Raw genomic sequence first — 24,369 nt, 5'->3', positions numbered from 1 at the left:
CGAGTGCGAAGGAATAGGGCAAGCGAGGCATTACCCATGGCAAAAGAGATATTATTGGTTGCTGAAGCCGTTTCCAATGAGAAAGCGGTTCCAAAAGAAAAGATTTTTGAAGCTCTAGAGTTCGCTTTAGCGACAGCTACAAAGAAAAAACACGATGGCGAAATTGAAGTACGCGTAGCAATTGACCGTAAAACCGGTGATTACGATACGTTCCGTCGTTGGCAGATTGCCGCTGTATTAGAAGATGGTTCTTTAGAGAACCCATACAGCGAAATCACTCTAGAAGCAGCACAGGTTGAAGAACCTGATTTGCAAATGGGTGATTATGTTGAAGAGCAAATCGACTCAATCAAATTTGACCGTATTACAACACAAATGGCTAAGCAAGTTATCGTACAAAAAGTACGTGAAGCTGAGCGCGCTTTAGTTGTTGAAGCATACAAAGATCAAGAAGGCGAGCTGGTAACGGGTGTTGTTAAAAAAGCAACTCGCGATGCAATCGTACTTGATTTAGGTAACAACGCAGAAGCGGTAATTTACCGTGATGACATGTTACCACGTGAAAACTTCCGCCCGGGTGACCGTATCCGTGGTCTTTTATATGAAGTTAAGCCTGAAGCACGCGGTGCACAATTATTTGTAACGCGCTCTAAACCTGAAATGCTAATGGAATTATTCCGCATTGAGGTGCCAGAAATTGGCGAAGAGATGATTGAATTACGTGCAGCAGCACGTGATCCAGGTTCACGCGCTAAAATTGCCGTTAAATCTAACGACAAACGCATTGACCCAATTGGTGCATGTGTTGGTATGCGTGGCGCACGAGTTCAGGCTGTATCGTCAGAACTTGGCGGTGAGCGTGTTGATATCGTACTTTACGATGACAACCCGGCACAATTTGTTATCAATGCAATGGCGCCAGCAGAGGTTGCTTCAATCGTAATGGATGAAGACACTCACTCAATGGATATCGCTGTAGAAGCAGATAACCTAGCGCAAGCAATTGGTCGTAATGGTCAAAACGTTCGTTTAGCAAGTCAGTTAACTGGCTGGGAACTAAACGTAATGACTGTTGAAGACATGCGTACTAAAAATGAAGCTGAATCTGATAAGTTACTTAACTTATTCACTGAAAATTTAGAAATTGATGATGAGTTTGCATCATTACTTATCAACGAAGGTTTCTCGACACTTGAAGAAGTGGCGTATGTACCAGCGTCTGAATTTTTAGAAATTGATGGTCTTGATGAAGAGACTGTAGATTTACTGCGCTCACGCGCAAAAGATGCATTGACAACTAAAGCACTTAAAACGGAAGAAAGCTTAGATGGCGCAGAGCCAGCTGAAGACTTACTTGCGCTTGAAGGCTTAGAGCGTCACTTAGCATTTGTTATGGCAAGCAAGGGTGTTGTTACACTTGAAGACTTGGCAGAGCAAGGTATTGACGAATTAGTTGATATCACAGAACTTTCATCTGAAAAAGCGGGTGAACTGATTATGGCTGCACGAAACATTTGTTGGTTTGCAGACGAGTAATTTATTAACGGAGGTATTACACACTATGGCAGAAGTAAATGTTGAAAAACTAGCCGGCGATATAGGTACGACTGTTGATAAATTGCTACAGCAGTTTTCACAAGCAGGTATCACTAAGCAAGCAACTGATAACGTAACAGAAGCTGAAAAAGCAACGTTACTTGATCATTTAAGCAAGCATCATGGCGGTACAGGTTCAGATGGCCCAGCGCGTATGACTTTACAACGTAAGAGCAAAAGCACTTTAAGTGTTACGGGCTCTACTGGTAAAGCAAAAGATGTTCAAGTTGAAGTTCGCAAAACACGTACTTACGTGAAGAAAAGCGCAATGGAACAAGAACAAGAGCAAGCTCGCTTAGCTGCTGAAGAAAAAGTGCGTCTTGAAGAGCAGCAAAAAGCTGACCAAGAAGCCGCAGAATTAAAAGCGAAACAAGAGGCAGAACGCAAAGCGAAAGAAGAAGCCGACCGTAAAGCCAAAGAAGAAGCTAAACGCAAAGCTGATGCAGAGCGTAAAGCGAAACAAAAGCAGATGACCCCAGAGCAAAGTGCTAAGTCTGAGAAAGATCGCATAGAAGCTGAGCGTCTGCAAAAAGAAGCAGAAGAGGCCGCATTGAAGAAAGCTGAAGAAGAAGCGAAACGTCAAGCAGAAGAAGCAAGAAAGCTAGCTGAAGAAAACTCGGCACGCTGGAAGAAAGAAGAAGAAGAACGTAAGAAACGCGAAGAAACAGCGGATCACCATCTTACGACTTCTACTTATGCACGTGAAGCAGAAGATGTTGCCGATGCTCGTGATGAGCAAGGTACACGCCGTGCTAAGAAAAAGAAAAAAGCGCCAGCAAAAGATAAATTTGCAGCGTCAAGAGGCCGTAACAAGTCTAAGTTAAAAGCACCTGCATCATTACAACATGGTTTCCAAAAACCAACTGTTGATGTTAAAAACGAAGTGCGTATTAGCGAAACAATTACAGTAGCTGAGCTTGCATCACGCATGGCCGTTAAAGGCGCTGAAGTTGTTAAAACAATGATGAAAATGGGTGACATGGTTACTATTAACCAAGTGATTGACCAAGAAGCTGCACAATTAGTTGCAGAAGAAATGGGTCACAAGGTTATCATTGTTAAAGAAAACGAATTAGAGCAAACAGTACTTAATGACCGCCACGAAGATGGTAAGTCAGAGCCACGTGCTCCAGTAGTAACTGTAATGGGTCACGTTGACCATGGTAAAACATCAACTCTTGATTACATTCGTTCTGCGAAGGTTGCTTCTGGCGAAGCCGGTGGTATTACACAGCATATTGGTGCATACCATGTTGATGTAAACGGTCACATGATCACCTTCTTAGATACACCAGGACATGCTGCATTTACTTCAATGCGTGCTCGTGGTGCTAAAGCGACTGATATCGTAATCCTAGTAGTTGCAGCAGATGATGGCGTTATGCCACAAACTAAAGAAGCGGTACAGCATGCTCGTGCAGCTGGCGTTCCTTTAATCATCGCAGTAAACAAAATGGATAAAGAAGGCGCAGATCCAGATCGTGTTAAAAACGAACTTGCTGTACTAGACGTTATTCCAGAAGAATGGGGCGGCGATACGCAGTACGTTCATATCTCAGCTAAAACTGGCTTAGGTATTGACGACCTTCTTGAAGCAGTATTGAACCAATCTGAACTTTTAGAGCTTTCTGCACCTACTGAAGGTATGGCGGCTGGTGTTGTTATTGAATCTCGTCTTGATAAAGGCCGTGGTCCAGTAGCATCAGTACTTGTTCAATCTGGTACGCTTAACCAAGGTGACATTGTATTATGTGGTCTTGAGTATGGCCGTGTTCGTGCAATGCGCGATGAAAACGGTAAAGACATTAAGTCAGCTGGTCCATCTATCCCAGTTGAGATTTTAGGTCTTTCTGGTATTCCTGCTGCAGGCGACGAAGCGACTGTAGTTAAAGATGAGCGTAAAGCGCGTGAAGTTGCTTTATACCGTCAAGGTAAGTTCCGCGATGTTAAACTAGCACGTCAGCAAAAAGCTAAGCTTGAAAACATGTTTACTAACATGACTGAAGGCGATGTTTCTGAAGTTAACGTGGTACTTAAAGCAGACGTTCAAGGTTCTATCGAAGCAATCTCTGATTCACTAACTAAACTTTCTACTGATGAAGTGAAAGTGAAGATTGTTGGTTCAGGTGTTGGTGGTATTACCGAAACTGATGCAACACTAGCTGCAGCGTCTAACGCAATTGTAGTTGGCTTTAACGTTCGTGCTGATGCTTCAGCTCGTAAAGTTATCGAGACTGAAAACTTAGACCTACGTTACTACAGCGTAATCTACAGCTTGATTGACGAAGTTAAACAAGCAATGTCAGGTATGCTAGCGCCAGAGTTTAAACAAGAAATCATTGGTCTTGCTCAAGTTCGTGACGTATTCAAGTCTCCAAAAATTGGCGCAATCGCTGGTTGTATGGTTACTGAAGGTGTTATTAAACGTAGCGCTCCAATCCGTGTACTACGTGAAAACGTTGTTATCTATGAAGGTGAACTTGAGTCACTTCGTCGCTTTAAAGACGATGTTGCTGATGTTCGTAACGGCATGGAATGTGGTATCGGCGTTAAGAACTACAATGACGTACGTGTTGGTGACCAAATCGAAGTATTCGAAACAGTTGAAGTACAACGTACTCTATAATTGTTACTAGGGAGTATTGAACGCTCAGGTTAACGCCGGACGTTCTACACACCCTACGCTAAGATTTTAAATGGGGGCTTAGCCCCCATTTGCATATCCATTATTTAGTTAACTTATTATTTAATTTCAATAAGTTATTATTTTAGGACAAGTATAATGAGAGAATTTTCTCGCACTGATCGTGTTGCACAGCAAATCCAAAAAGAGATTGCTGTAATTTTACAACGCGAAATTAAAGATCCACGCTTAGGTATGGTGACAGTGTCAGCGGTAGAAGTATCGCGCGATTTATCTTATGCCAAAATTTTCATTACTGTGTTTAACACACAAGATGAAGACGCAGCAAAGCAAAGCGCAAAAGTACTTAATGAAGCAACGGGCTATATTCGCTCGTTACTTGGTAAGCGTATCCGTGCACGTATAATGCCTGAGTTAAAGTTTGTAGTTGATAACTCATTAATGGAAGGTATGCGTATTTCTAATTTAGTGGATTCTATTATTCGCGAAGATAACGCAAAGCATGTAGATGAAGACGTAGAAAGTGTTGATGCTGCTGATGTTTCAGATAGCGAAGAAGGTACTGATCACGTAGACGATACAGATAGCGAAGAAGGCACTGATACAGATGGCAAAGCGCAGTAAAGGCCGTGCAGTTGACGGTATTTTGTTGTTAAACAAACCTGAAGGCATTTCATCAAATAAAGCATTACAGCAAGCAAAAAGTGTTTATTTTGCGCAAAAAGCTGGGCACACAGGTGCTTTAGATCCACTTGCCACAGGTATGCTGCCAATTTGTTTTGGTGAAGCGACTAAGTTTACGCAGTTTTTACTCGATACAGATAAAACCTATATCGTTCGTGCACAACTGGGTGAGCGTACAACAACATCAGATTCTGATGGCGAAATTGTTAGCACTAAAGATGTGAACGTTACGCGTGAACAGCTAACAAAAGAAATAGCTGCTTTTGTTGGTGAGTCTGAACAATATCCGTCAATGTACTCAGCTCTTAAGTACCAAGGTAGACCGTTATATAAGTACGCGCGCGAAGGTATTGAAGTTCCTCGTAAATGCAGAAAAATAAACGTGTTTAGCTTATCGTTTGACGAATTTGATGAACAAAGCAACGTATTACAAATGACGGCCCATGTATCTAAAGGGACCTACATTCGTACAATCGTTGATGATTTAGGCGAAAACCTAGGCTGTGGCGCACACGTTATTATGCTCCACAGAACCGCTGTTGGTCAGTATCCGGCAGATAAAATGGTCTCGCTTGATGAGATTGAAGCGTTGCTTGCTAAAGCGAAAGAAGAAGAGCTTGCGCCTTCAACTTATTTAGACTCGCTATTGCTACCAATTGATACTGCTTTAACTGATTTACCCGTTGTTGAAATTACAAAAGAACAAGGGGGAATTTTTAGTCACGGGCAAGCTGTAGAATTATCAATCGCTTTACCTGATGGTGCAATTAAAGTTGTTGCGGATAATATATTTATTGGTACTGGTGAGCGTAACTCAAACGGTCATTTAAAGGTTAAACGTGGTCTTGCTAGTCAGCAAGACGATTACGTAAAGCCTGAATAAGCAACTAATGTGCCTAACGGTGGCTTATTAGTTGTAGTTGGGGATAATTAGCTTGTAGTTATTCCTACAGTTGGTAGAATACGCCCGCTTAATCGTTTTGGCTGAATTAGTGATCGGCTAAGACACCTTTTAAATTTAATTTTTGGAGTTACTATGTCACTAAGCAATCAAGAAAAAATCGATATCATTGCTAAATTTGCACGTGCAGAAGGCGATACAGGTTCATCAGAAGTACAAGTAGCATTACTTACTTTTGACATCAACAAGCTTCAAGGTCACTTTGCTGATCACAAGCATGACTTCCACTCACGTCGTGGTCTGCTTCGTAAAGTAAGCACTCGCCGTAAACTACTTGATTACCTTAAAGGTAAAGACATCACTAGTTATACTGCGTTAATCAAAGAACTTGGCCTACGTCGCTAAGAACTAGATTATAGAAAAAGGAGCTTTTTAGCTCCTTTTTTTGTGCCTGAAATTTGTGTTTCCAAATTAAGAAAATTCTTAAACCTATTGAATTATAATATAAAACCCCCATTTCATAGCCTACCAATAGCTGTTGTATTTACCCGCTAATTAGCCCAGTTTAAATCTAGTAGCTAGTGTGTGTTGACCTTTCGTGATTAATTTTGCAGCTGTATGTTTGGTCTTTAGGCAAGGCAGCGCCTATGTAGTGTGGTTATTCCCCATAAATAGGCGATAACGCAGCATAAATGCCAAACATGCGCTGCCCTGCGGGTTCATCCTAGGGGCGATTAACTCTTTGTTGCTCGATTTTTACTTAGCCCACTAGGTTACAAATCTCGCGCCGTGATTAAATCGACCCTAGATTGAACAAATTTCAATCCACAAAGATCAACACACCCTAGACTCGCATTTTGAAGCAGCTTTGGTATATACTATGCGCGTAGGTAAAAAGGTTTATCTACGCTTATTCACATCATTGCCAATTGTAGTACTTAATTGATTTCCAACTGAATACAATTATGTACTGTAATTGGTACTTTGATGACAACTTATTAGAATACATTTAAGGAATATTTTAAGTGCAAGCAATTATTAAAGAATTCAAACTAGGTCAACATACAGTGACTCTAGAAACTGGTGCAATCGCTCGTCAAGCAGACGGCGCTGTACTTGCAAGCATTGGCGACACTTCAGTTTTAGTAACTGTTGTTGGTAAGCGTGAAGCACAACCTGGCCAAGACTTTTTCCCACTAACAGTTAACTACCAAGAGCGTATGTACGCTGCTGGTCGTATCCCAGGTGGTTTCTTAAAGCGTGAAGGTCGTCCTAACGATGGCGAAACACTTATTGCACGTCTTATTGACCGTCCAATTCGTCCACTTTTCCCAAGCGGTTTTGTAAACGAAGTACAAGTTATTGCTACTGTTGTTTCTGTTAACCCTGAAATCCAACCTGATATGGTTGCGATGATTGGTACTTCAGCAGCACTTGCTATCTCTGGTATCCCGTTCAGTGGTCCAATTGGTGCATCTCGCGTTGGTTACATCAACGGCGAATATGTACTTAACCCTACATTAAAAGAGCTTGAAGAAAGCCAACTTGATTTAGTGGTAGCCGGTACTGATAAAGCGGTACTTATGGTTGAATCAGAAGCTAACGTACTTGCAGAAGACGTAATGCTTGGCGCTGTTGTATATGGTCATGAGCAATCTCAAGCGATCATCACTGCAATCGAAGAATTTAAAGCAGAAGCAGGCAAGCCTACTTGGGATTGGACTGCACCAGCTAAGAACGTTGCACTAGAAGATAAAGTTGCAGCAATTGCTGCTGATAAAGTAGGCGCAGCTTACTTAATCACTGATAAAGTAGCGCGTAAAGAAGCACTTGGCGTAGCTAAAGATGAAGTTGTTGCAGTGTTAACAGCTGAACTTGCTGAAGGCGAGTCTTTAGATAAGCAAGAAATTGGTAAAATCTTCGGTTCACTTGAGAAGAAAATCGTTCGTGGCCGTATCGCTTCTGGCGAAAAACGTATCGATGGTCGTGAACCAGATATGATTCGTGCACTAGATGTAATGACTGGCGTATTACCGCGTACTCACGGTTCTGCTATCTTTACTCGTGGCGAAACTCAAGCGTTAGTAACAGCTACACTTGGTACAGAACGTGATTCACAGTTAATCGACGATTTAACTGGTACTCATAAAAACCACTTTATGCTTAACTACAACTTCCCTCCATTCTGTGTAGGTGAAACTGGTTTTGTTGGTTCTCCTAAGCGTCGTGAAATCGGCCATGGTAACCTTGCTAAACGTGGTATTGCAGCTGTAATGCCAACATTGACTGAATTCCCATATTCAATCCGTGTAGTATCTGAAATCACTGAATCAAACGGTTCATCTTCAATGGCTTCTGTATGTGGTACTTCACTTGCACTTATGAATGCCGGTGTACCAATTAAAGCTTCTGTTGCCGGTATTGCGATGGGTCTAGTTAAAGAAGACGATAAATTCGTTGTTCTTTCTGACATCTTAGGTGATGAAGATCACTTAGGTGACATGGACTTTAAAGTTGCTGGTACAGCTGCAGGTATCACTGCACTTCAAATGGATATCAAAATCGAAGGTATCACTCAAGAAATCATGCAAATTGCGCTTAAACAAGCAAAAGCTGCACGTTTACATATCTTAGAAGTGATGGACGAAGCAATTTCAGCTCCTTCTGAAGAGCTATCAATGTTTGCTCCTCGCATATACACAATGAAAATCCCACAGAAGAAAATCGCTGAAGTTATCGGTAAAGGTGGCGCAACTATTCGTCAGCTTACTGAAGAAACTGGTACAACGATTGAAATCGGTGACGACGGTACAATTAAAATTGCCGCTACTGATGGCGAAAGTGCAGCTAATGCAATTAGCCGTATTGAGCAATTAACAGCTGAACTTGAAGTAGGTACTATCTACGAAGGTAAAGTTGTACGTATTGTTGATTTCGGTGCGTTTGTAAACATTCTTCCTGGTAAAGATGGTCTAGTACATATTTCTCAAATTAGTACTGAGCGCGTTAATAACGTGGCTGATCACCTTTCTGAAGGTCAAGAAGTTAAAGTTAAAGTACTAGAAGTAGATCGCCAAGGCCGTGTACGTCTAAGTATTAAAGAAGCAATGGAATCAGCAGCACCTGCAGCTGACGCGCCAACTGACGCGTAATTGTTAACTTATTAATCTAGTTATATTAGCTAGATGATAAAAAAGGGGCTGTTTAGCCCCTTTTTTTATGCTTTAATGAAACCTTATTGGACAAGGTCTGTCTTATATTAATCGCGATATATCTTGGTATTAAGGATTTTAATGATACTCAAACATTTAGCTTTGGCATCTTTTGCTATTTTGTCTTTAAGCGCTTGCCAAACTACAACAGATTCAGAACCAACCCCGATTGTTAATGTGCCATTTACTGCACCTTTAGCCTCTGACTTTAGAAGTGAAATTGCTATTGCACGCTACTCAGAGTTATTGAATAGGGCTGACTTAAGCGAAGAGCAACAAGCTAAGCTTTATTACGACCGTGGTGTACTTTTCGATAGTCTAGGTATGACCACTCTTTCGCGTATTGATTTTAACCGCGCAGTAAAACTTAAGCCTGATTTAGCTGAAGTATATAATTTTTTAGGTATTCAACATACGCTTATGCAGCAGTACGAAAAAGCCTATGAGTTTTTTGATTCAGCTCTAGAACTTGATGAAGAGCATGAATACGCCTATTTAAATCGAGGAATTGCACTGTATTACGGCGATAGAGCTGGCCTTGCTAAAAATGACTTTAACGAGTTTTTAGCTCGTTCTCCTAACGATCCGTACCGTGTTTTATGGGTTTATTTAGCCCAGGCACAAGAGGATAAAGTAATCGCACTTGACGCACTTAAACAAAATGCGACTGCGCTTGATGAATCGCAATGGGCGTATCAGTTAATTTCTCTTTATACGGGCGATATGAGTGAACATGCATTTTTATCAGGCATTAGTGATGGTGTAAGAACTGAGCAAGAATATGCGCAGCGTTTATGTGAAGCTTATTTTTACCTAGCTAAAATGCATCAAGCAGCGGGTGAGCTTTATTTAGCATCAGACTATTTTAGGCTTGCGCTAGCAACCAATGTACATGAGTTTATTGAGTACAAATATGCGCGTTTAGAACTTGAGTTGATGGAAGGTGTTGACGCAAGTTAAGCGTTTTAAATTAATAGGTGTATTACTATGTTGTTTGTTAATTACAGGCTCGAGTAATCACCTTGGCGCTATTGGCTTTTGGCATGTTTTAAATACAAAAGCCAATGTTCTACAAAGTTATTGGAATTCACCAGCTTATTTTTCTGATCACCTAGAGCAGTTACCAAAGACCTCTTTAGCTATACTTGCTCGCAGTAAAATTTCCTCAGCACAATATATGTATTCTCTTAAGCTTATTAAAAGCAGTCAGAGTGATACTGCAAAACAATTTTGGCTCTTTGCTATAAATGACTTAACAATCCCAGAGCGTAAAATATTAGCAACAAAGTTACTTGAGCAATCACGTTGGAGCGATTTAGAGTTACTCGCTAGTAAAAACAAATTACCAGCAGGAGATGTACTAAATCATCTAAAACTTCAGTTAAAAATACCACAGAGTAAAATATCTACCGCGTTTATCCACGATCTCGGTTTTTCATCTTTAAGAAATATAAGCAAACCTAATAAGCAATGTATGTTTAACGTGCTGACTATGAGCAATCATCGCAGTGGCTTATATAAACTTACAGAGTTTATTAATGCTTATAATAAACAACCAGAGCCCCGTGAAAATATTTTTTGCTTTTCAAAACCCGTTTACGTTGCGGGTATGCTTGAGTGTAAAAGTAGTACTAGTCAAATAGCAAAGTGTGACTGGCAATCATCTAAACTTAATAGCCAGCTTCCTAACAATTTTGATTTTATAGTGATGATGCCTAAAGATGGAACGGCTAATGTCACGAAGGGAACAATGCTAATAAACTCAAAAGCAAAATACAGTATATTTTTGCATGAGCTGATGCATTTTAACGGTTTTGAAGATGAATACGCTTTGCCTAAAACTAAGCAAGCATGGTTGTGTGCAAAAACGGGTTTTGTTGCACCTAATTTATTTATTTCTCATGGTGAGTCGCCGCCAACAGGTTGGCATAAAGCAAAGAGTTGCCAGGTAGGGGGTATTGCTTATAAACCTAGTGAAAATTGGTCTATTATGCAATATCAGCAGTTAGGGCTCTCAGCGCAGTATAGACAACTTTGGTTGAAACATTTAGATATGACCAATGGTAACTTTCATCGTCACCCTGGCGTGCTTACATTTGCAAATAAGGCCATATTAAATTAACAATTATCAGTATTAATTAATTGTTTTTTTAGGCTTAATAAATTGTTAGTTCTTGTTTAAAAAACACCCATACAGAACCGCTTTTTATAGACAAAATCAGTGTTTTTCAGTATAACTATAGTCATTAATGTCGTTTAAAAACAGGCAGTAAAAGCATCACTTAGTATTAAAAAGAGATGCCCTGATAAACTTATGATAATAAAAGGCTCTACATTATGACTTTGCTCTGGATACCCTTGTTATCCTTAATTGGCAGTGTTATTTCTGCATGCACAGGTAAGTTATCCCGCAATTTAAGCACTAGTTTAACGGCTCTTGCGCCTTTGACGGCTTTGGGGATTACTCTATACCATGCACCTGCCGTTTTAGCGGGCGAAACCATTCGTTATTCTTTAGCTTGGATCCCGTCAATAGGACTCGATTTGTCTCTGCGGTTAGACGGCCTCAGTTTATTGTTTATGTTTATGATTTTAGGCATAGGCTTGCTCGTTATCCTCTACACCCGTTACTACCTAAGCGCTAATGACTCAATGGCTAAGCTATATAGTTACTTAATGCTATTTATGACTGCAATGCTTGGTATTGTTATGTCTAACAACGTCATTCAACTGTGGTTGTTTTGGGAATTAACGAGCATCAGCTCATTTTTATTAATTAGTTTTTGGTGGCATAAATCAGAAGCGCGAAAAGGCGCACGTATGGCGCTTGCTGTAACAGGCGCGGGCGGCTTAGCGTTACTTGCTGGATTGATGCTATTAGGTGATATTGTTGGTAGTTACGACCTAGATGTTATTCTAGCGAGTAAAGCAATAATTCAATCTCATGATTTATACGAAGTAGCATTGGTATTGGTGCTACTGGGTGCGTTTACTAAATCGGCACAATTTCCATTTCACTTTTGGCTTCCTCATGCAATGGCAGCGCCTACGCCAGTAAGCGCGTATTTACATTCTGCGACGATGGTAAAAGCCGGTATATTTTTGTTAGCACGTTTTCATCCTGCTTTGGCAGGCACCGATACTTGGTTCTTGCTCGTTGGGTTAACGGGTTTAGCTACGCTGTTGTTTGGCGCTTATATAGCACTATTCAAACACGACTTAAAAGGCTTGTTAGCCTATTCAACAATAAGCCATTTGGGTTTAATAACGCTATTACTCGGACTTGATACTGAGCTTGCGACTGTTGCTGCTATTTTTCACATAATTAACCATGCAACGTTTAAAGCGTCGTTATTTATGGCCGTTGGTATTATTGATCACGAAACGGGCACGCGCGATATGCGTAAATTAAATGGTATGTGGCGATACTTACCATACACTGCAACGCTTGCGATGGTCGCGGCGGCTGCAATGGCAGGAGTTCCTTTACTAAATGGCTTCTTGTCTAAAGAAATGTTTTTTGCAGAAACGCTACACCAGCAAGTGCTTGGTTCTATGTCGTGGTTAATTCCAGTACTGGCAACTGTTGCAGGTGCATTAGCTGTTGCGTACTCAGCACGCTTTATTCATGACGTGTTTTTTAATGGTGAACCAATTGATTTACCTCGTACGCCGCATGAGCCACCGCGCTATATGCGTGTACCAATAGAAATACTCGTTGTGATTTGTTTGTTAGTGGGTATGTTCCCGCACTTTACAATTGATGGCATTTTATCTGCGGCGTCTTTAGCTGTACTTGGAAAAGAAATGCCGGTGTACGAATTGGCTATCTGGCATGGGTTTAACTTGCCTCTACTAATGAGTGCGATGGCGATTGCTGGCGGCTTATTTATTTATATTAATCGTAAATATCTATTTCAATTTCAAGCATCGTTACCACCTCTAAACGCTAAAAAAACGTTTGAACGTGTGATATTAAGCGTTATTGCTTGGTGTCAGTCAAAGGTAAGCAGTACAGAAAATGGATCACTACAGCGCTACCTTGTAATTATGCTAGCAGTAGTATTACTGTGTGCGGGTTGGCCATTATTTGAAATGCAACAACTTGCCGGTAGCATGCCACTTACGCCTGTTGATGTGCACAATGCAATTGGTGCAGGCTTATTGATTATTGGTGCTCTTGCTACCGTTATTTGGCATCGCTCTCGAATGGTATCGCTATTAATGCTCTCAATTGTAGGATTAATGGTGTCGGTTGTATTTACACGCTTTTCTGCTCCAGATTTAGCGCTTACGCAGCTAACTGTTGAGGTTGTTACTATTATTTTACTTATGCTGGCATTGTTTTTCTTGCCTCAGCATACGCCAAAAGAATCAAGTTCATTACGCGTACTTCGAGACTTAGCAATAGCCTCTACGTTAGGTGTAGTGATAGCGAGTATTTGTTATGCATTACTTACACGTCCATTAGATTCAATCTCAGACTTCTTTATTGCTAACGCTAAAATTGGTGGCGGTGGTACTAACGTAGTTAACGTTATTCTAGTCGACTTTAGGGGCTTTGATACGCTTGGTGAAATTACCGTATTAGGCATTGCCGCATTAGGTATATTTAAAGTACTTTCTCGAATCCCATTATTTATGCCAGCGAGCGACAGCGAAGGGCGCCCATGGGCACGAGAGCGCCATCCAATATTACTGGCGAGTATTTCACAAAGTTTATTACCGCTTGCGTTATTGGTTTCTGCATATATTTTCTTACGCGGGCATAACTTACCTGGTGGTGGCTTTATTGCTGGGTTAGTAACATCAATCGCGTTTATTTTGCAATACATGGCGCATGGTACAGCATGGATAAACGAACGCTTTGATGTTAATTATCGCAAAATTATAGCTTCAGGCATTGGTATTTCTTTGTTTACAGGTGTGGGTAGTTGGTTCTTCGATAAGCCATTTTTAACAACTTGGTTTGACTACTTTGATATTCCGTTTGTCGGTAAAACAGAGCTTGCCAGCGCGATTGCATTTGACCTAGGTGTTTACTTAACTGTTGTAGGCGCTACGTTAATGATTTTAGCAAGCTTAGGTAATATGACAGCAGATACCCAGAAAAAAGAGGTAAATATTTAATGGAATTATTGTACGCATCTTGCGTTGGAGTATTGGTCAGTTGCGGTGTGTTTTTACTGCTAAGAGCTCGTACGTTCCCTGTAGTACTTGGGCTTACTATGATTTCATACGCTGTTAACTTATTTTTGTTTTCAGCAGGTCGCCTTACTATTAATAAAGCGGTAGTACTTGGTACTGGCACAGAATACGCCGATCCTCTACCTCAAGCATTAGTACTAACTGCAATAGTGATTGGTTTTGCGATGACCGCATTTGTGGTTATTTTGGCAATACGTGGGCGCGCCGATTTAGGTAGTGACCATGTTGATGGTTATGTGCCTAACACCTCTGCAGATAATAAGGAGCAAAAATGATCCAACATTTAGCTTCGCTACCTATTTTATTACCTATGTTGACGGCAGTTATTTTATTGCTGCCGCCATGTGGTAAAAGCGTCAAAATTCGCCGCTTAGTTTCAATTGTAATGGCAATAGCTACTTTTGCCATTAGTGTGCTTTTACTTGTACATATTAATAATACAGGTATTAATGTTTACGCTATTGGTAGTTGGTCTGCACCATTTGGGATAGTCTTAGTCGCTGACATGCTATCTACCTTATTGGTTACGTTAACTTCACTTTTAGGTTTGGGCGCTATTTTATATGGTAGTGCTGGCGATGATGAAAAGGGCAGCTTTTATCATCCACTTGTCCACTTTTTAATATTGGGTGTAAATGGCGCGTTTTTAACTGGCGATTTATTTAACCTATTTGTTTTTTTTGAAGTGTTACTGATTGCATCATATGCACTGTTAATGCACGCAGGTGATAAACAAAACACTCGTGCGGCACTGCAATATGTAATATTAAATTTAGTTGGCTCAAGCGTGTTTTTAATCGGTTTGGGTATTTTGTACGGTGTACTTGGTACGCTTAATATTGCAGATATGGCGCAAAAAGTATCACAGCTTTCGGGCGATGATGTATACCTAGCAAAAGCAGGTGGTTTATTACTACTCATTGTATTTGCTTTAAAGGCCGCACTATTACCTCTGCATTTATGGCTTCCAAATACGTATTCAAGCGCTAAACCTGTAGTTGCAGCATTGTTTGCGATTATGACCAAAGTAGGCGTTTACGCCATGCTTCGTGTTTACACGGTGATATTTGGCGAACAAGCAGGAGCGCTTGAACATATGGCGCAGCCTTGGCTTTGGGGCTTAGCAATTGCCACCATTATAGTGGGTGCCATTGGCGTTATGGCAGCGCAAGACTTACGTAAACTCACCTCTAACTTAGTATTAGTATCGGTAGGTACGTTGGTTGCGCTAATTGCATTGCAAAATGTAAATGCCACTGCTGCACTTTTATATTATTTAGTGCATTCAACAGTTGTTAGTGCCGCACTGTTTTTACTAGCAGACCTTGTTTCTACGCAGCGCGGTAAAGTTGGTGATAGGCTAGTAGCGGGTCGCTCTGTTAAACAACCATTTTTATTAGGTGTGTGCTTTATTGTTGCGGCTTTAACTGTAGTTGGTATGCCGCCACTATCAGGCTTTGTAGGTAAAATTTGGATACTTAAAGCCACATTAAATAGTGAGCAAGCTTTACTATTTTGGCCTGTATATTTAGTAACAAGCTTCGCGTTGTTGGTAGCGCTTTCGCGTGCTGGCACGACCTTGTTTTGGGAGCATAAAAGTAAAAATAGCGAAAATGCAGATTGTGCAAATGCACACCCGTTGCAGGTAATTGTAATTATAGGTTTACTTGCGTGTTCGCCATTGCTCGTTATTTTTGGCGGACCAATAAGTGAATACATGCTAGGTGCTGCTACTCAGTTACATGATATAAGCGGCGGTATTAATGCTGTACTTAAAGGAGGCATGTGATGAGATTACAAGCCCGTTTTCGTTGGTTACCAACGCCATTTCGTAGCTTATTTTTGTTTATGGTTTGGCTATTGTTAAATAATAGCGTGTCGGTAGGGCACTTAGTATTAGCGACTATTTTTGCAATACTTATCCCGATATTAAGTTTTTCGCTTCGCGAGCCTCAGCCACTAATTTTAAAGCCGGGCTTGGCTCTTAAGCAGTTGCTTATTGTGCTGTACGATATTGTCGTAGCAAATTTACAAGTGGCTTTACTTATACTTGGGCCATCTAAAAATTTGCGTCCGGCATTTATAAAAGTACCGATAGATTTAACTCATGATATGCCAATTACCATATTGGCCAGTAGTGTATCGCTTACACCCGGTACAGTGAGTGCAGAGGTTTACCCAATTGCTGAATCGTTACCTGAGGGTGAAGAGCCAACACAACGCTACTTATTAATACATGTGCTTGACCTTAAAGATGAAGAAGCACTTATCAAACAAATAAAACAACGCTACGAAGCTCCACTAAAGGAGATATTTCAATGTTAGACACCGTATTACTCATTGTTTTTTCGATGATTGGCTTATCATTATTGCTTAATTTATGGCGATTGATCATTGGTCCATCAGTGCCTGATCGTGTTTTAGCGCTCGATACAATGTACATTAACGTCATTGCACTGATTATTTTATATAGCATTAGTATGGATACAGGGCTTTATTTTGAAGCTGCACTGCTTATTGCCATGCTAGGTTTCATAAGTACAGTTGCAGTGTGTAAGTATTTACTACGTGGCGATATAATTGAATAAGGTGAAAACATGATCAGCGAATGGGTTGTATCAATATTATTGTTATTTGGTGGTACGTTTATTTTAATTGGCTCAATAGGCTTAGTTAAACTACCTGACTTTTTTATGCGTTTGCATGGGCCAACTAAAGCAACAACGTTGGGCATGGCAAGTATGCTAATTGCAGCTATGGTTTATTTTGCAAATTCAGGACATGGCCTAAGTGTTAAAGAAATACTCATTACTATATTTTTACTAATTACGGCACCGATTAGTGGTTACATGCTAATAAAGTCAGCTATTCATCATAAGCTAAAAGCCAAAGAAGGCACTAAAGGCCTAGATAATGTAGAAGACGATTAACATAAAAATATATTTATAAAAGGCCGAATAAATTCATTTTATTCGGCCTTTTTAGTGACTGCTTGTACCCTTTACAAGACTAATTAATAATGTAACTATAAAACGATTATTTATATGAAAGGATATTATTATGGGTAAGGTACTACTTTTATCATTACTGATTTTTTCTAGTAGTTTGTATGCTGAACAAAATACTAAGCAGCAAAAAATAGATGAACTTATTAGTGTAATGAATTTAGATTCAATGGTTGACTCTATGTACGGCCAGGTTGAAGGTATGATGAAAGGCATGTCAGACCAAATGGGCGTTAAGCCTTCTGAACAGGCAATTTTTGATAAATACTACAGCGACATGACGACGGTATTAAAAACCGAAATGAGCTGGGCCAAAATGCAGCCGATGATGATTAGCGTGTACGACAAACATTTTAGTGAGCAAGAAATTGCCGATATGTTAGCGTTTTATAAAACAGATACAGGGCAAAAAATACTTGAAAAAATGCCTGTTGTAATGCAAGAGTCTATGCAAATGTCACAAAGCTTAATGAAAGATGCTATGCCTAAAATACAAACTTTAGCGCAGCAACTAAGCGACGAATTAGAGCAAAGCCGTAGCGAATCAAACTAGGGCAGCGCATGTTTGGTATTTATGCTGCGTTATCGCCTATTTATGGGGAATAACCACACTACATAGGCTCTGTCTTGCCTAAAGACCAAACAGTCTGCTGTAAATTAAACCACCAATGATCAACACGCCCTTAGATTAATACGCGCCTTACTTAGGCGCTTCTCTCCTGAATTACATCCCCTCCAGATAATACACGCCCGATATCAGCTTAAGTTAATTATGTTTGTGTCACTATACCAATGAGCAACAATACTTAATCAATTTGAGGGATTAAATTCGGCGTTAACTGCGTTAAACATTTTTGATATACGACTGAATGGATGCAGAGGCAATTAGTGATAAGAACTAAATAACGAAACCTTTGCCTTGTTATCAACACGATTTTCTTGTCTTAAATAGGTTACTTAATTAAGCGAATTGGTATTATTTTATTAGTTTTAAAATAGTCATTGACCTATGTGTTGCACCTAGGTTTATTATGAAGCTACTGAAACACGACGGAGCTAAATTATGTATGTTAAACAACTCGCCAAGTTAATGGGCGTGACTGCCGATACTGTTCGTCATTACACACGTGTTGGGTTACTTAACCCAATACGCAGTGAAGAAAATGGCTATCAAGAGTATACAAAGCAAGACCAGCAGCGTTTAAAGTTTATTATTAGCTCTCGTCAACTTGGTTTTTCACTCAAAGATATTCAACACATTATAGGCGAGTCAGAGCAGGGGAATTGTCCTTGTCCGTTAACGCGTAAACTCATTACTAAACGCCTAGAAGAAACCGAAGCACTATTTCAAGAAACATTAAAATTACGAAACAGAATGCATGCAGCTCTGGCGCAATGGGATACATCAGCCGATGGTGCAAATGCCAGTGACGTGTGTAGTTTAATAGAATCATTTGTTGATCCAATAAACGATTCTGCAAATAAGGAGCAGCGTAATGACGACTAATACAAAAGACACCGCGCAAAACTTTATTATTGAGGGTGCTAATTGCGGCAGTTGTGTGGCTAAAATTGAAAAAGCCCTTAATAGCGTGCAAGGCGCGCAAAACGTGGAAATGAACTTTGCACAGCGTACAGTACGTGTAGAAGGTAAAGCTTGCGAAAGCACGCTTATTAAAGCAGTCGAAAACATTGGTTATTCAGCTAAGCCAATGAGTAACGAGTCTGATCAAGATGCACTTGATGAAAAAGCAAAGTCGGATGAGGCACATTATAAAAAGCTAATGCGTAATATGATATTAGCGTTAGGGGTCGGTGCGCCGTTAATGATATACGGGCTTATTTTTGACATGAGTGTGACCACCGACACACAACGAATAGCATGGTTTTTAGTGGGTATAGTCACGCTTGTGGTTATGGCTATATCAGGTAAACAATTTTACAACGGTGCATGGCAGGCATTCAAAAACCATGCTGCCAATATGGATACATTAATAGCGCTTGGTACAGGTACTGCGTGGTTGTATTCAATGTTTGTGGTAATAGCACCAAACTTATTACCGGAAGTTGCAAGACACGTATATTTTGAAGCATCATCGATGATCATCGGTTTAATTAGTTTAGGGCTCGCTTTTGAAGTAAAAGCACGTGGGCGCACCTCACAAGCAATTAAACGCTTAATTGGCCTGCAACCAAAAACTGCACGCGTAATTCGCGATGGGCAAGAGCAAGACATCGACATTAGTGATGTTGTAAAAAATAATGAAGTACGCGTACGCCCGGGTGAAAAAATCCCTGTGGATGGCGATGTTATTGAAGGCAGCAGTACGGTTGATGAGTCAATGCTTACTGGTGAGCCAATGGCCGTCCGCAAAAAAACGGGCGACAAAGTCGTTGCCGGAAGTATTAATAAAAGTGGCACTTTATTATTTAAAGCCACGCACATTGGTAGCGAAACCACACTTGCCAATATTATCAATATGGTAAAGCGTGCACAAAACTCTAAGCCATCAATAGGGCGCTTAGCTGATGTTATATCAGGAATATTTGTACCAACAGTCATGATTATTGCAGTACTTGCGGGCCTTGCATGGTTAAACTTTGGACCTGAGCCATCAATTGCTTATGCCGTTGTTGCAATAACCACTGTACTTATTATTGCTTGTCCTTGTGCGCTAGGACTCGCAACCCCTATGTCGGTTATGGTGGGTATTGGTAAAGCTGCAGAGTCAGGAATATTAATTCGAAATGGTGAGTCGCTGCAAACAACATCTAAAATCACCACCATGATTTTAGATAAAACAGGCACTATTACTCAAGGCACACCGCAAGTTACCGATGTAGTTACGTTTAACAACAGTGATGAAAATACAGTAATGCAACGTGTTGCAAGCCTTGAAAGTAGCTCAGAGCATCCATTGGCAGAAGCAATTACGGCACACGCTAAAAAGCAGGGGTTAACTTTAAGTAAAGTAGCTGACTTTAACGCAATTACAGGTAAAGGTGTCTCTGGCAGTGTTGACGGGCAAACATTGTTGTTTGGTAATAAAGCGCTAATGGATAAATACGATGTAGCCGTTGATGATGCAACCGAGCAAGCTCAAACACTTGCCAGTGATGCTAAAACGCCCATGTATTTTGCAAGTAATAATAAGCTCCAAGCTATTATTGCAGTAGCAGATCCTATTAAAGAGGATTCAGTTGAAGCTATTAAACGCCTGCAAGATAAAGGTATCCACCTAGTTATGCTAACAGGTGACAACAAAGCCACTGCACAAGCCGTTGCTAAGCAAGTTGGTATTGATGACTTTATTGCAGAAGTCATGCCTGATGACAAAGTAAACGAAGTAACAAAGCGCCAAGCAAACGGTGAAATAGTGGGTATGACAGGTGACGGTATTAACGATGCCCCCGCACTTGCGCAAGCCGATGTAGGGTTTGCAATTGGCACAGGTACCGATGTTGCAATAGAAAGTGCAGACATTACCTTAATGCGTGGTTCGTTACATGGCCTTGCTGATGCAATTGCAGTGAGTAGTGCAACTATTTTAAATATTAAACAGAACCTATTTGGTGCCTTTATTTATAACGTGGCGGGTATTCCGATTGCAGCCGGCGTGTTGTATCCATTTTTTGGAATACTACTTAATCCTGTTGTTGCAGGTGCAGCTATGGCACTTTCATCGCTTACAGTGGTAAGTAACGCTAATCGCTTACGTTTTTTCAAACCAAATAAATCGTAATTTAAGCTAAGGAGTACATTATGTTGATGATTAATATAGGTGGTGCACTGTTAATAGCCGCAATTATTTATTGGTTTTGGCTATACAAACCAGAGCAAACACAAAGTGATGACAACAAAGTAACGATAGTCGTTGATAACGGTGTTTATAAGCCAGGACACATTAAAGTGGCAGCCAACAAAGAGGTTGTACTTACCTTTGATAGAAAAGATGGCGCGCCGTGCGCCGAAACAGTGGTATTTCCACAGCTTGATATAAGTAAAACGCTGGCAATGGGTGATGGCAATACAGTTAAACTACCTGCGCTTGAAGCCGGTGAGTATGACTTTCATTGCCAAATGCAAATGTACAAAGGCAAGCTAGTTGCGCAGTAGTCTGAACTAAGTAGGTGTTGGGGTCGTATAGTTGCCTTATATAAGTTATGAGTAGGAGTGGTTACATTAAATGAATAAATTAAACCCTAAAAAATTATTGAATAGTAAATGGACCGCAACACCTTCTATAAATAAAGAAAAACACTTCATTATTGTTGAGGTGGAATTTGATGAAGATGGCAACGTAATTGAATGTATTACCGAGGCTGTTATGTCAAAAAATCAATATCCAATTAGTTGGCGAGATTTAAAAGATAACCAAAAGTGGCTACAAGGGTGGAAGTAGTTTAAATCTACATAATTTACCTCACTCCAATAGCGGCACATTTGCAGATAGCTGGCACACGATGTAGGTTTGCTTAACTCAAGCGAACCTATATTTTACGGCGCATTAAGTTATGAACTCAATGCTATAACTTAGCTCATATATCACATTCTTTCTGAGTAATTCGCCATTTGGCAACAAAACAGTTAATTTCAAAATATCCTTCCAAAATTTTTATAATAAATCTCAAAAAAAATGTAACTTACTGATTATGAATAAATTAATTATTTAATAGTCGCGAATAAATCCTATGTTACTTCCATGTTCATATTCAGTTTATTTTGAAGACTAACCCAAACGCCCCCCTTATTGGCTTTTTAACAAAAGTGTGTCTTTTTAATTAAGCTTAACTAATTGATTTATATCGATTTATTGTTTTTAGTTAAATGACTGTTGCTAAATAGCAACAATAACACCTCCCCAAATTAAGCTTCTCTCGTTTTATATCGTTTAACTCATTGTTTTTAAATAACAAATAAAAAGTGGCACCGAAGTTGTAATACCTAGAGTGTATTAAGCAAAACGTGATGAAAGCCAAAGGCCTTAATCGCAACAACCCAATGAAGGAATACTATTATGAAAACATTTCAATCAACACTAGTACTAATGGCGCTAGCTTCTTCATCAGCGGCTTTTGCAGCAACAGATTTTGATACGCTAGACGTAGATAGTAATGGCGCAATCAGCCAAGCCGAAGCATCAGTAGATGCTGAGCTTTTAAGCAAATTTGAAGAACTCGATACAAACCAAGATGGTGAGCTATCTAAAGATGAGTTTTCTAAGGCCTAAAATTAAAGCCTTAAGCAGTTAATGCTCTGTAATGTTATCTAAATTCTGAGTTGCCAAAGACAACCTAAGTAGGCAAGGGAGCCTACTAAAAAGAATAACCAGGAAGTGACTAGAGAGCACTATAGAGCAAATTTATTTAGGACACCGCATACTTTTGAAGGATTAAATTATGAAAAAGCTACAATCAACATTTGTACTTATGGCTATTGTTTCTTCGTCAGTAGTATTTGCAAACACAGACTTTGAAACACTCGATGCATACGACAACGCTTCAATTAGTCAAGTTGAAGAATCGGTGCAAGTGATAGAGCAATTTGACGAGCTAAATGTTCAAAGTAGCGGTGGTCCGACAGAAAATGATTTTTTTGAATATTAATTTATAAACACTTTACTCCTAAAGGATCTTTGAAAAGGACTTCTTACCTCTAATCAGGTCACCCCCTAATCAGGCTCAAAGCCTAAGGAAACGATTATGAAAACATTACACAAAACTCTAGCACTTGTAGCTCTTGCTTCTTCTTCAGCGGCGTTTGCTGCGGTAGATTTTGATTCTTTTGATACTGATGGCGACGGCGTAATTAGTAAAACAGAAGCCCAAGTAAACTCGCAACTAGTACAGCTTTTTGATCAATTAGATGCAGATGGAAATGGCGAATTATCTAAAGAAGAGTTTTCGAAGGTTCAGTAACAGGCTCTATATTTAAGTTAGTCGTAAAGCCTTACCAGTCATACTCACAAAGCAGCTAAGTAATTAATACTTAGCTGCTTTTTTGTGCATTTAACTTAATATATTACTGTTTAGTCACCAAAATAGTGCAAAACTCGAGTTTTAATTTAATTAAGTTACTGATTATTAAGTTGTTTTATTATTGGTTTTAAACTTGCAAATCTATTTATAACTTAGGTTAATGAGTATTTAAAATGGCGCGAATGAGTTATATCAGTAGTGTTGAGCGCTACCACGAATATGAGCATGTAATACACAGCTTACTTAAATCTATTTTGATGAGTATTGAGGATGGGTTAACTAAGGAGCGTGATACCCGCTACCTGATTAAGCAGTACCCATTTTTAGAATTACAATATTGTTTAAATGCAGAAGGTTTGCAGCAGGGTAATAATGTCTGCTTTAAACGGGCATATAGAAAAAAACTAGGTGAAAGTGGTAATCAACAAGATTTAAGCGAGCGCCCCTATTTTTTGAACGCTAAAACAAGTGATAGGGTGTGCTTTACTGATCCCTACATTTCTATAGCGACTAACCATTTATGTATATCGGCGATTAAAGAACTAAAAAAACCAATTAATAATCAACATTACTTGGTCGTTGATGTGAGCTTAACGCAGCTTATTGAGTTTGTAATGGGTGATACTGCGCGCGCTAATATGTCGCCTTACTTTAAAGCGGGTTACGGTATTATTGTTGCGTGCTTATTTTGCTTAGTATTATTTTTACTGAATATCGTTTTTAATGATATATACGCGCTATTAACCCATGTAGATACCTCATCAGACCCACTTGAACCCTTTAGTATCATTATTTACATCACCCTAGCATTAGCAGTATTCGATTTAGGTAAAACAATACTCGAAGAAGAAATCCTTATGCATAAGGATATTTTTAGGCACTCATCTACGCGGCGCACTATTACACGGTTTATATCTACCGTGTTAATTGCTATATCAATTGAGGCGTTGTTAACTATGTTTAAAGCGGCGTTGGGGCAATCGGAGTATTTAATGCCTGCAATAGCGATGATGCTTGCAGTAGTGGGGCTTTTAATTGCACTAGCTATTTATGTTTATTTAGGAGCAAAGGCCGAAACGCTATTAATGCGGGCTCGTTTAAAACAAAAATCCTCCAAGTAGGAGGATTTTTATATTACAT

General features: G+C 39.8%; 23 protein-coding genes. All 23 read left to right on the top strand.

Features of this window, described 5'->3' with window-relative positions; genetic code table 11:
• The first annotated feature begins 36 nt into the window (after positions 1-36).
• The 23 genes from nusA to QL995_RS05550 all read left to right on the top strand — a co-directional run bounded on the left by nusA (position 37) and on the right by QL995_RS05550 (position 24,350).
• The gene (gene nusA / locus QL995_RS05660) at positions 37-1,536 is read left to right on the top strand and encodes a transcription termination factor NusA (protein WP_007585502.1); all 1,500 of its coding nucleotides are present in this window, start codon (positions 37-39) and stop codon (positions 1,534-1,536) included.
• A gap of 25 nt (positions 1,537-1,561) precedes the next feature.
• Positions 1,562-4,222: a translation initiation factor IF-2 gene (gene infB, locus QL995_RS05655; RefSeq protein WP_007585504.1), complete on the top strand. Its 2,661-nt coding sequence runs from the start codon at positions 1,562-1,564 to the stop codon at positions 4,220-4,222.
• A 156-nt stretch (positions 4,223-4,378) separates the two neighbouring features.
• The gene (gene rbfA, locus QL995_RS05650; protein ID WP_007585506.1) at positions 4,379-4,864 is read left to right on the top strand and encodes a 30S ribosome-binding factor RbfA; all 486 of its coding nucleotides are present in this window, start codon (positions 4,379-4,381) and stop codon (positions 4,862-4,864) included.
• Positions 4,848-5,807 carry a tRNA pseudouridine(55) synthase TruB gene (gene truB, locus QL995_RS05645; RefSeq protein ID WP_007585508.1) on the top strand — a complete coding sequence of 320 codons (960 nt, stop codon included), beginning with the start codon at positions 4,848-4,850 and terminating at the stop codon, positions 5,805-5,807. The genes rbfA and truB overlap by 17 nt, the downstream gene beginning before the upstream one ends.
• A gap of 153 nt (positions 5,808-5,960) precedes the next feature.
• Positions 5,961-6,230 carry a 30S ribosomal protein S15 gene (gene rpsO, locus QL995_RS05640; RefSeq protein WP_007585509.1) on the top strand — a complete coding sequence of 90 codons (270 nt, stop codon included), beginning with the start codon at positions 5,961-5,963 and terminating at the stop codon, positions 6,228-6,230.
• A 620-nt stretch (positions 6,231-6,850) separates the two neighbouring features.
• The gene (gene pnp / locus QL995_RS05635) at positions 6,851-8,977 is read left to right on the top strand and encodes a polyribonucleotide nucleotidyltransferase (protein WP_007585511.1); all 2,127 of its coding nucleotides are present in this window, start codon (positions 6,851-6,853) and stop codon (positions 8,975-8,977) included.
• A gap of 141 nt (positions 8,978-9,118) precedes the next feature.
• On the top strand, positions 9,119-9,997 hold the full coding sequence (nlpI, locus tag QL995_RS05630; RefSeq protein WP_007585513.1) for a lipoprotein NlpI: 879 nt from the start codon (positions 9,119-9,121) through the stop codon (positions 9,995-9,997).
• Entirely contained in the window at positions 9,984-11,159 is a 1,176-nt protein-coding gene (locus QL995_RS05625) for a hypothetical protein (RefSeq protein WP_290293609.1), read from the top strand. Before nlpI ends, QL995_RS05625 begins: the two co-directional genes overlap by 14 nt.
• Before the next feature lie 215 nt (positions 11,160-11,374).
• Positions 11,375-14,167, top strand: a complete 2,793-nt coding sequence (locus QL995_RS05620) for a monovalent cation/H+ antiporter subunit A (RefSeq protein ID WP_033027043.1) — start codon at positions 11,375-11,377, stop codon at positions 14,165-14,167.
• Positions 14,167-14,520, top strand: coding sequence for a Na+/H+ antiporter subunit C (locus QL995_RS05615; RefSeq protein ID WP_010554685.1), 354 nt, complete (start codon positions 14,167-14,169; stop codon positions 14,518-14,520). Before QL995_RS05620 ends, QL995_RS05615 begins: the two co-directional genes overlap by 1 nt.
• Entirely contained in the window at positions 14,517-16,034 is a 1,518-nt protein-coding gene (locus tag QL995_RS05610; protein WP_007585521.1) for a monovalent cation/H+ antiporter subunit D, read from the top strand. Before QL995_RS05615 ends, QL995_RS05610 begins: the two co-directional genes overlap by 4 nt.
• Entirely contained in the window at positions 16,034-16,570 is a 537-nt protein-coding gene (locus tag QL995_RS05605; protein ID WP_007585523.1) for a Na+/H+ antiporter subunit E, read from the top strand. Before QL995_RS05610 ends, QL995_RS05605 begins: the two co-directional genes overlap by 1 nt.
• Positions 16,564-16,833 carry a K+/H+ antiporter subunit F gene (locus QL995_RS05600; protein ID WP_007378493.1) on the top strand — a complete coding sequence of 90 codons (270 nt, stop codon included), beginning with the start codon at positions 16,564-16,566 and terminating at the stop codon, positions 16,831-16,833. Before QL995_RS05605 ends, QL995_RS05600 begins: the two co-directional genes overlap by 7 nt.
• 9 nt (positions 16,834-16,842) lie before the next feature.
• Positions 16,843-17,175 (top strand): Na+/H+ antiporter subunit G, encoded by a 333-nt coding sequence (locus QL995_RS05595; RefSeq protein WP_007585525.1) that lies wholly within the window; start codon positions 16,843-16,845, stop codon positions 17,173-17,175.
• A 130-nt stretch (positions 17,176-17,305) separates the two neighbouring features.
• Complete coding sequence (locus QL995_RS05590; protein ID WP_010554687.1) at positions 17,306-17,803, top strand: DUF2059 domain-containing protein; 498 nt, start codon at positions 17,306-17,308, stop codon at positions 17,801-17,803.
• A gap of 510 nt (positions 17,804-18,313) precedes the next feature.
• Entirely contained in the window at positions 18,314-18,757 is a 444-nt protein-coding gene (locus tag QL995_RS05585) for a MerR family transcriptional regulator (protein WP_010554688.1), read from the top strand.
• The gene (locus QL995_RS05580) at positions 18,747-20,993 is read left to right on the top strand and encodes a heavy metal translocating P-type ATPase (protein WP_290293599.1); all 2,247 of its coding nucleotides are present in this window, start codon (positions 18,747-18,749) and stop codon (positions 20,991-20,993) included. The genes QL995_RS05585 and QL995_RS05580 overlap by 11 nt, the downstream gene beginning before the upstream one ends.
• Positions 20,994-21,013: 20 nt before the next feature.
• Positions 21,014-21,367 carry a cupredoxin domain-containing protein gene (locus QL995_RS05575; protein WP_024593887.1) on the top strand — a complete coding sequence of 118 codons (354 nt, stop codon included), beginning with the start codon at positions 21,014-21,016 and terminating at the stop codon, positions 21,365-21,367.
• Between the two features lie 70 nt (positions 21,368-21,437).
• A complete protein-coding gene (locus tag QL995_RS05570; protein ID WP_007585532.1) occupies positions 21,438-21,653 on the top strand; it encodes a TIGR02450 family Trp-rich protein in 216 nt (71 codons plus the stop codon).
• Positions 21,654-22,268: 615 nt separating this feature from the next.
• Positions 22,269-22,481, top strand: a complete 213-nt coding sequence (locus QL995_RS05565) for a calmodulin (protein ID WP_290293595.1) — start codon at positions 22,269-22,271, stop codon at positions 22,479-22,481.
• A 169-nt stretch (positions 22,482-22,650) separates the two neighbouring features.
• On the top strand, positions 22,651-22,857 hold the full coding sequence (locus tag QL995_RS05560; RefSeq protein WP_290293593.1) for a calmodulin: 207 nt from the start codon (positions 22,651-22,653) through the stop codon (positions 22,855-22,857).
• A 96-nt stretch (positions 22,858-22,953) separates the two neighbouring features.
• On the top strand, positions 22,954-23,169 hold the full coding sequence (locus tag QL995_RS05555) for an EF-hand domain-containing protein (RefSeq protein WP_002958509.1): 216 nt from the start codon (positions 22,954-22,956) through the stop codon (positions 23,167-23,169).
• 233 nt (positions 23,170-23,402) lie between these two features.
• Positions 23,403-24,350 carry an EAL-associated domain-containing protein gene (locus tag QL995_RS05550; RefSeq protein WP_165721384.1) on the top strand — a complete coding sequence of 316 codons (948 nt, stop codon included), beginning with the start codon at positions 23,403-23,405 and terminating at the stop codon, positions 24,348-24,350.
• Positions 24,351-24,369 lie beyond the last annotated feature (19 nt).

The sequence above is a fragment of the Pseudoalteromonas sp. APC 3358 genome, from assembly GCF_030408075.1.
GTDB lineage: Bacteria > Pseudomonadota > Gammaproteobacteria > Enterobacterales > Alteromonadaceae > Pseudoalteromonas > Pseudoalteromonas arctica.
This window is presented reverse-complemented; position numbering and strand designations above follow the sequence as displayed.

Coding starts and splice junctions, on each gene's coding strand:
- nusA (WP_007585502.1), top strand. CDS start 37: ATGGCAAAAGAGATATTATTGGTTGCTGAAGCCGTTTCCAATGAGAAA.
- infB (WP_007585504.1), top strand. CDS start 1,562: ATGGCAGAAGTAAATGTTGAAAAACTAGCCGGCGATATAGGTACGACT.
- rbfA (WP_007585506.1), top strand. CDS start 4,379: ATGAGAGAATTTTCTCGCACTGATCGTGTTGCACAGCAAATCCAAAAA.
- truB (WP_007585508.1), top strand. CDS start 4,848: ATGGCAAAGCGCAGTAAAGGCCGTGCAGTTGACGGTATTTTGTTGTTA.
- rpsO (WP_007585509.1), top strand. CDS start 5,961: ATGTCACTAAGCAATCAAGAAAAAATCGATATCATTGCTAAATTTGCA.
- nlpI (WP_007585513.1), top strand. CDS start 9,119: ATGATACTCAAACATTTAGCTTTGGCATCTTTTGCTATTTTGTCTTTA.
- QL995_RS05620 (WP_033027043.1), top strand. CDS start 11,375: ATGACTTTGCTCTGGATACCCTTGTTATCCTTAATTGGCAGTGTTATT.
- QL995_RS05615 (WP_010554685.1), top strand. CDS start 14,167: ATGGAATTATTGTACGCATCTTGCGTTGGAGTATTGGTCAGTTGCGGT.
- QL995_RS05610 (WP_007585521.1), top strand. CDS start 14,517: ATGATCCAACATTTAGCTTCGCTACCTATTTTATTACCTATGTTGACG.
- QL995_RS05605 (WP_007585523.1), top strand. CDS start 16,034: ATGAGATTACAAGCCCGTTTTCGTTGGTTACCAACGCCATTTCGTAGC.
- QL995_RS05600 (WP_007378493.1), top strand. CDS start 16,564: ATGTTAGACACCGTATTACTCATTGTTTTTTCGATGATTGGCTTATCA.
- QL995_RS05595 (WP_007585525.1), top strand. CDS start 16,843: ATGATCAGCGAATGGGTTGTATCAATATTATTGTTATTTGGTGGTACG.
- QL995_RS05590 (WP_010554687.1), top strand. CDS start 17,306: ATGGGTAAGGTACTACTTTTATCATTACTGATTTTTTCTAGTAGTTTG.
- QL995_RS05585 (WP_010554688.1), top strand. CDS start 18,314: ATGTATGTTAAACAACTCGCCAAGTTAATGGGCGTGACTGCCGATACT.
- QL995_RS05580 (WP_290293599.1), top strand. CDS start 18,747: ATGACGACTAATACAAAAGACACCGCGCAAAACTTTATTATTGAGGGT.
- QL995_RS05575 (WP_024593887.1), top strand. CDS start 21,014: ATGTTGATGATTAATATAGGTGGTGCACTGTTAATAGCCGCAATTATT.
- QL995_RS05570 (WP_007585532.1), top strand. CDS start 21,438: ATGAATAAATTAAACCCTAAAAAATTATTGAATAGTAAATGGACCGCA.
- QL995_RS05565 (WP_290293595.1), top strand. CDS start 22,269: ATGAAAACATTTCAATCAACACTAGTACTAATGGCGCTAGCTTCTTCA.
- QL995_RS05560 (WP_290293593.1), top strand. CDS start 22,651: ATGAAAAAGCTACAATCAACATTTGTACTTATGGCTATTGTTTCTTCG.
- QL995_RS05555 (WP_002958509.1), top strand. CDS start 22,954: ATGAAAACATTACACAAAACTCTAGCACTTGTAGCTCTTGCTTCTTCT.
- QL995_RS05550 (WP_165721384.1), top strand. CDS start 23,403: ATGGCGCGAATGAGTTATATCAGTAGTGTTGAGCGCTACCACGAATAT.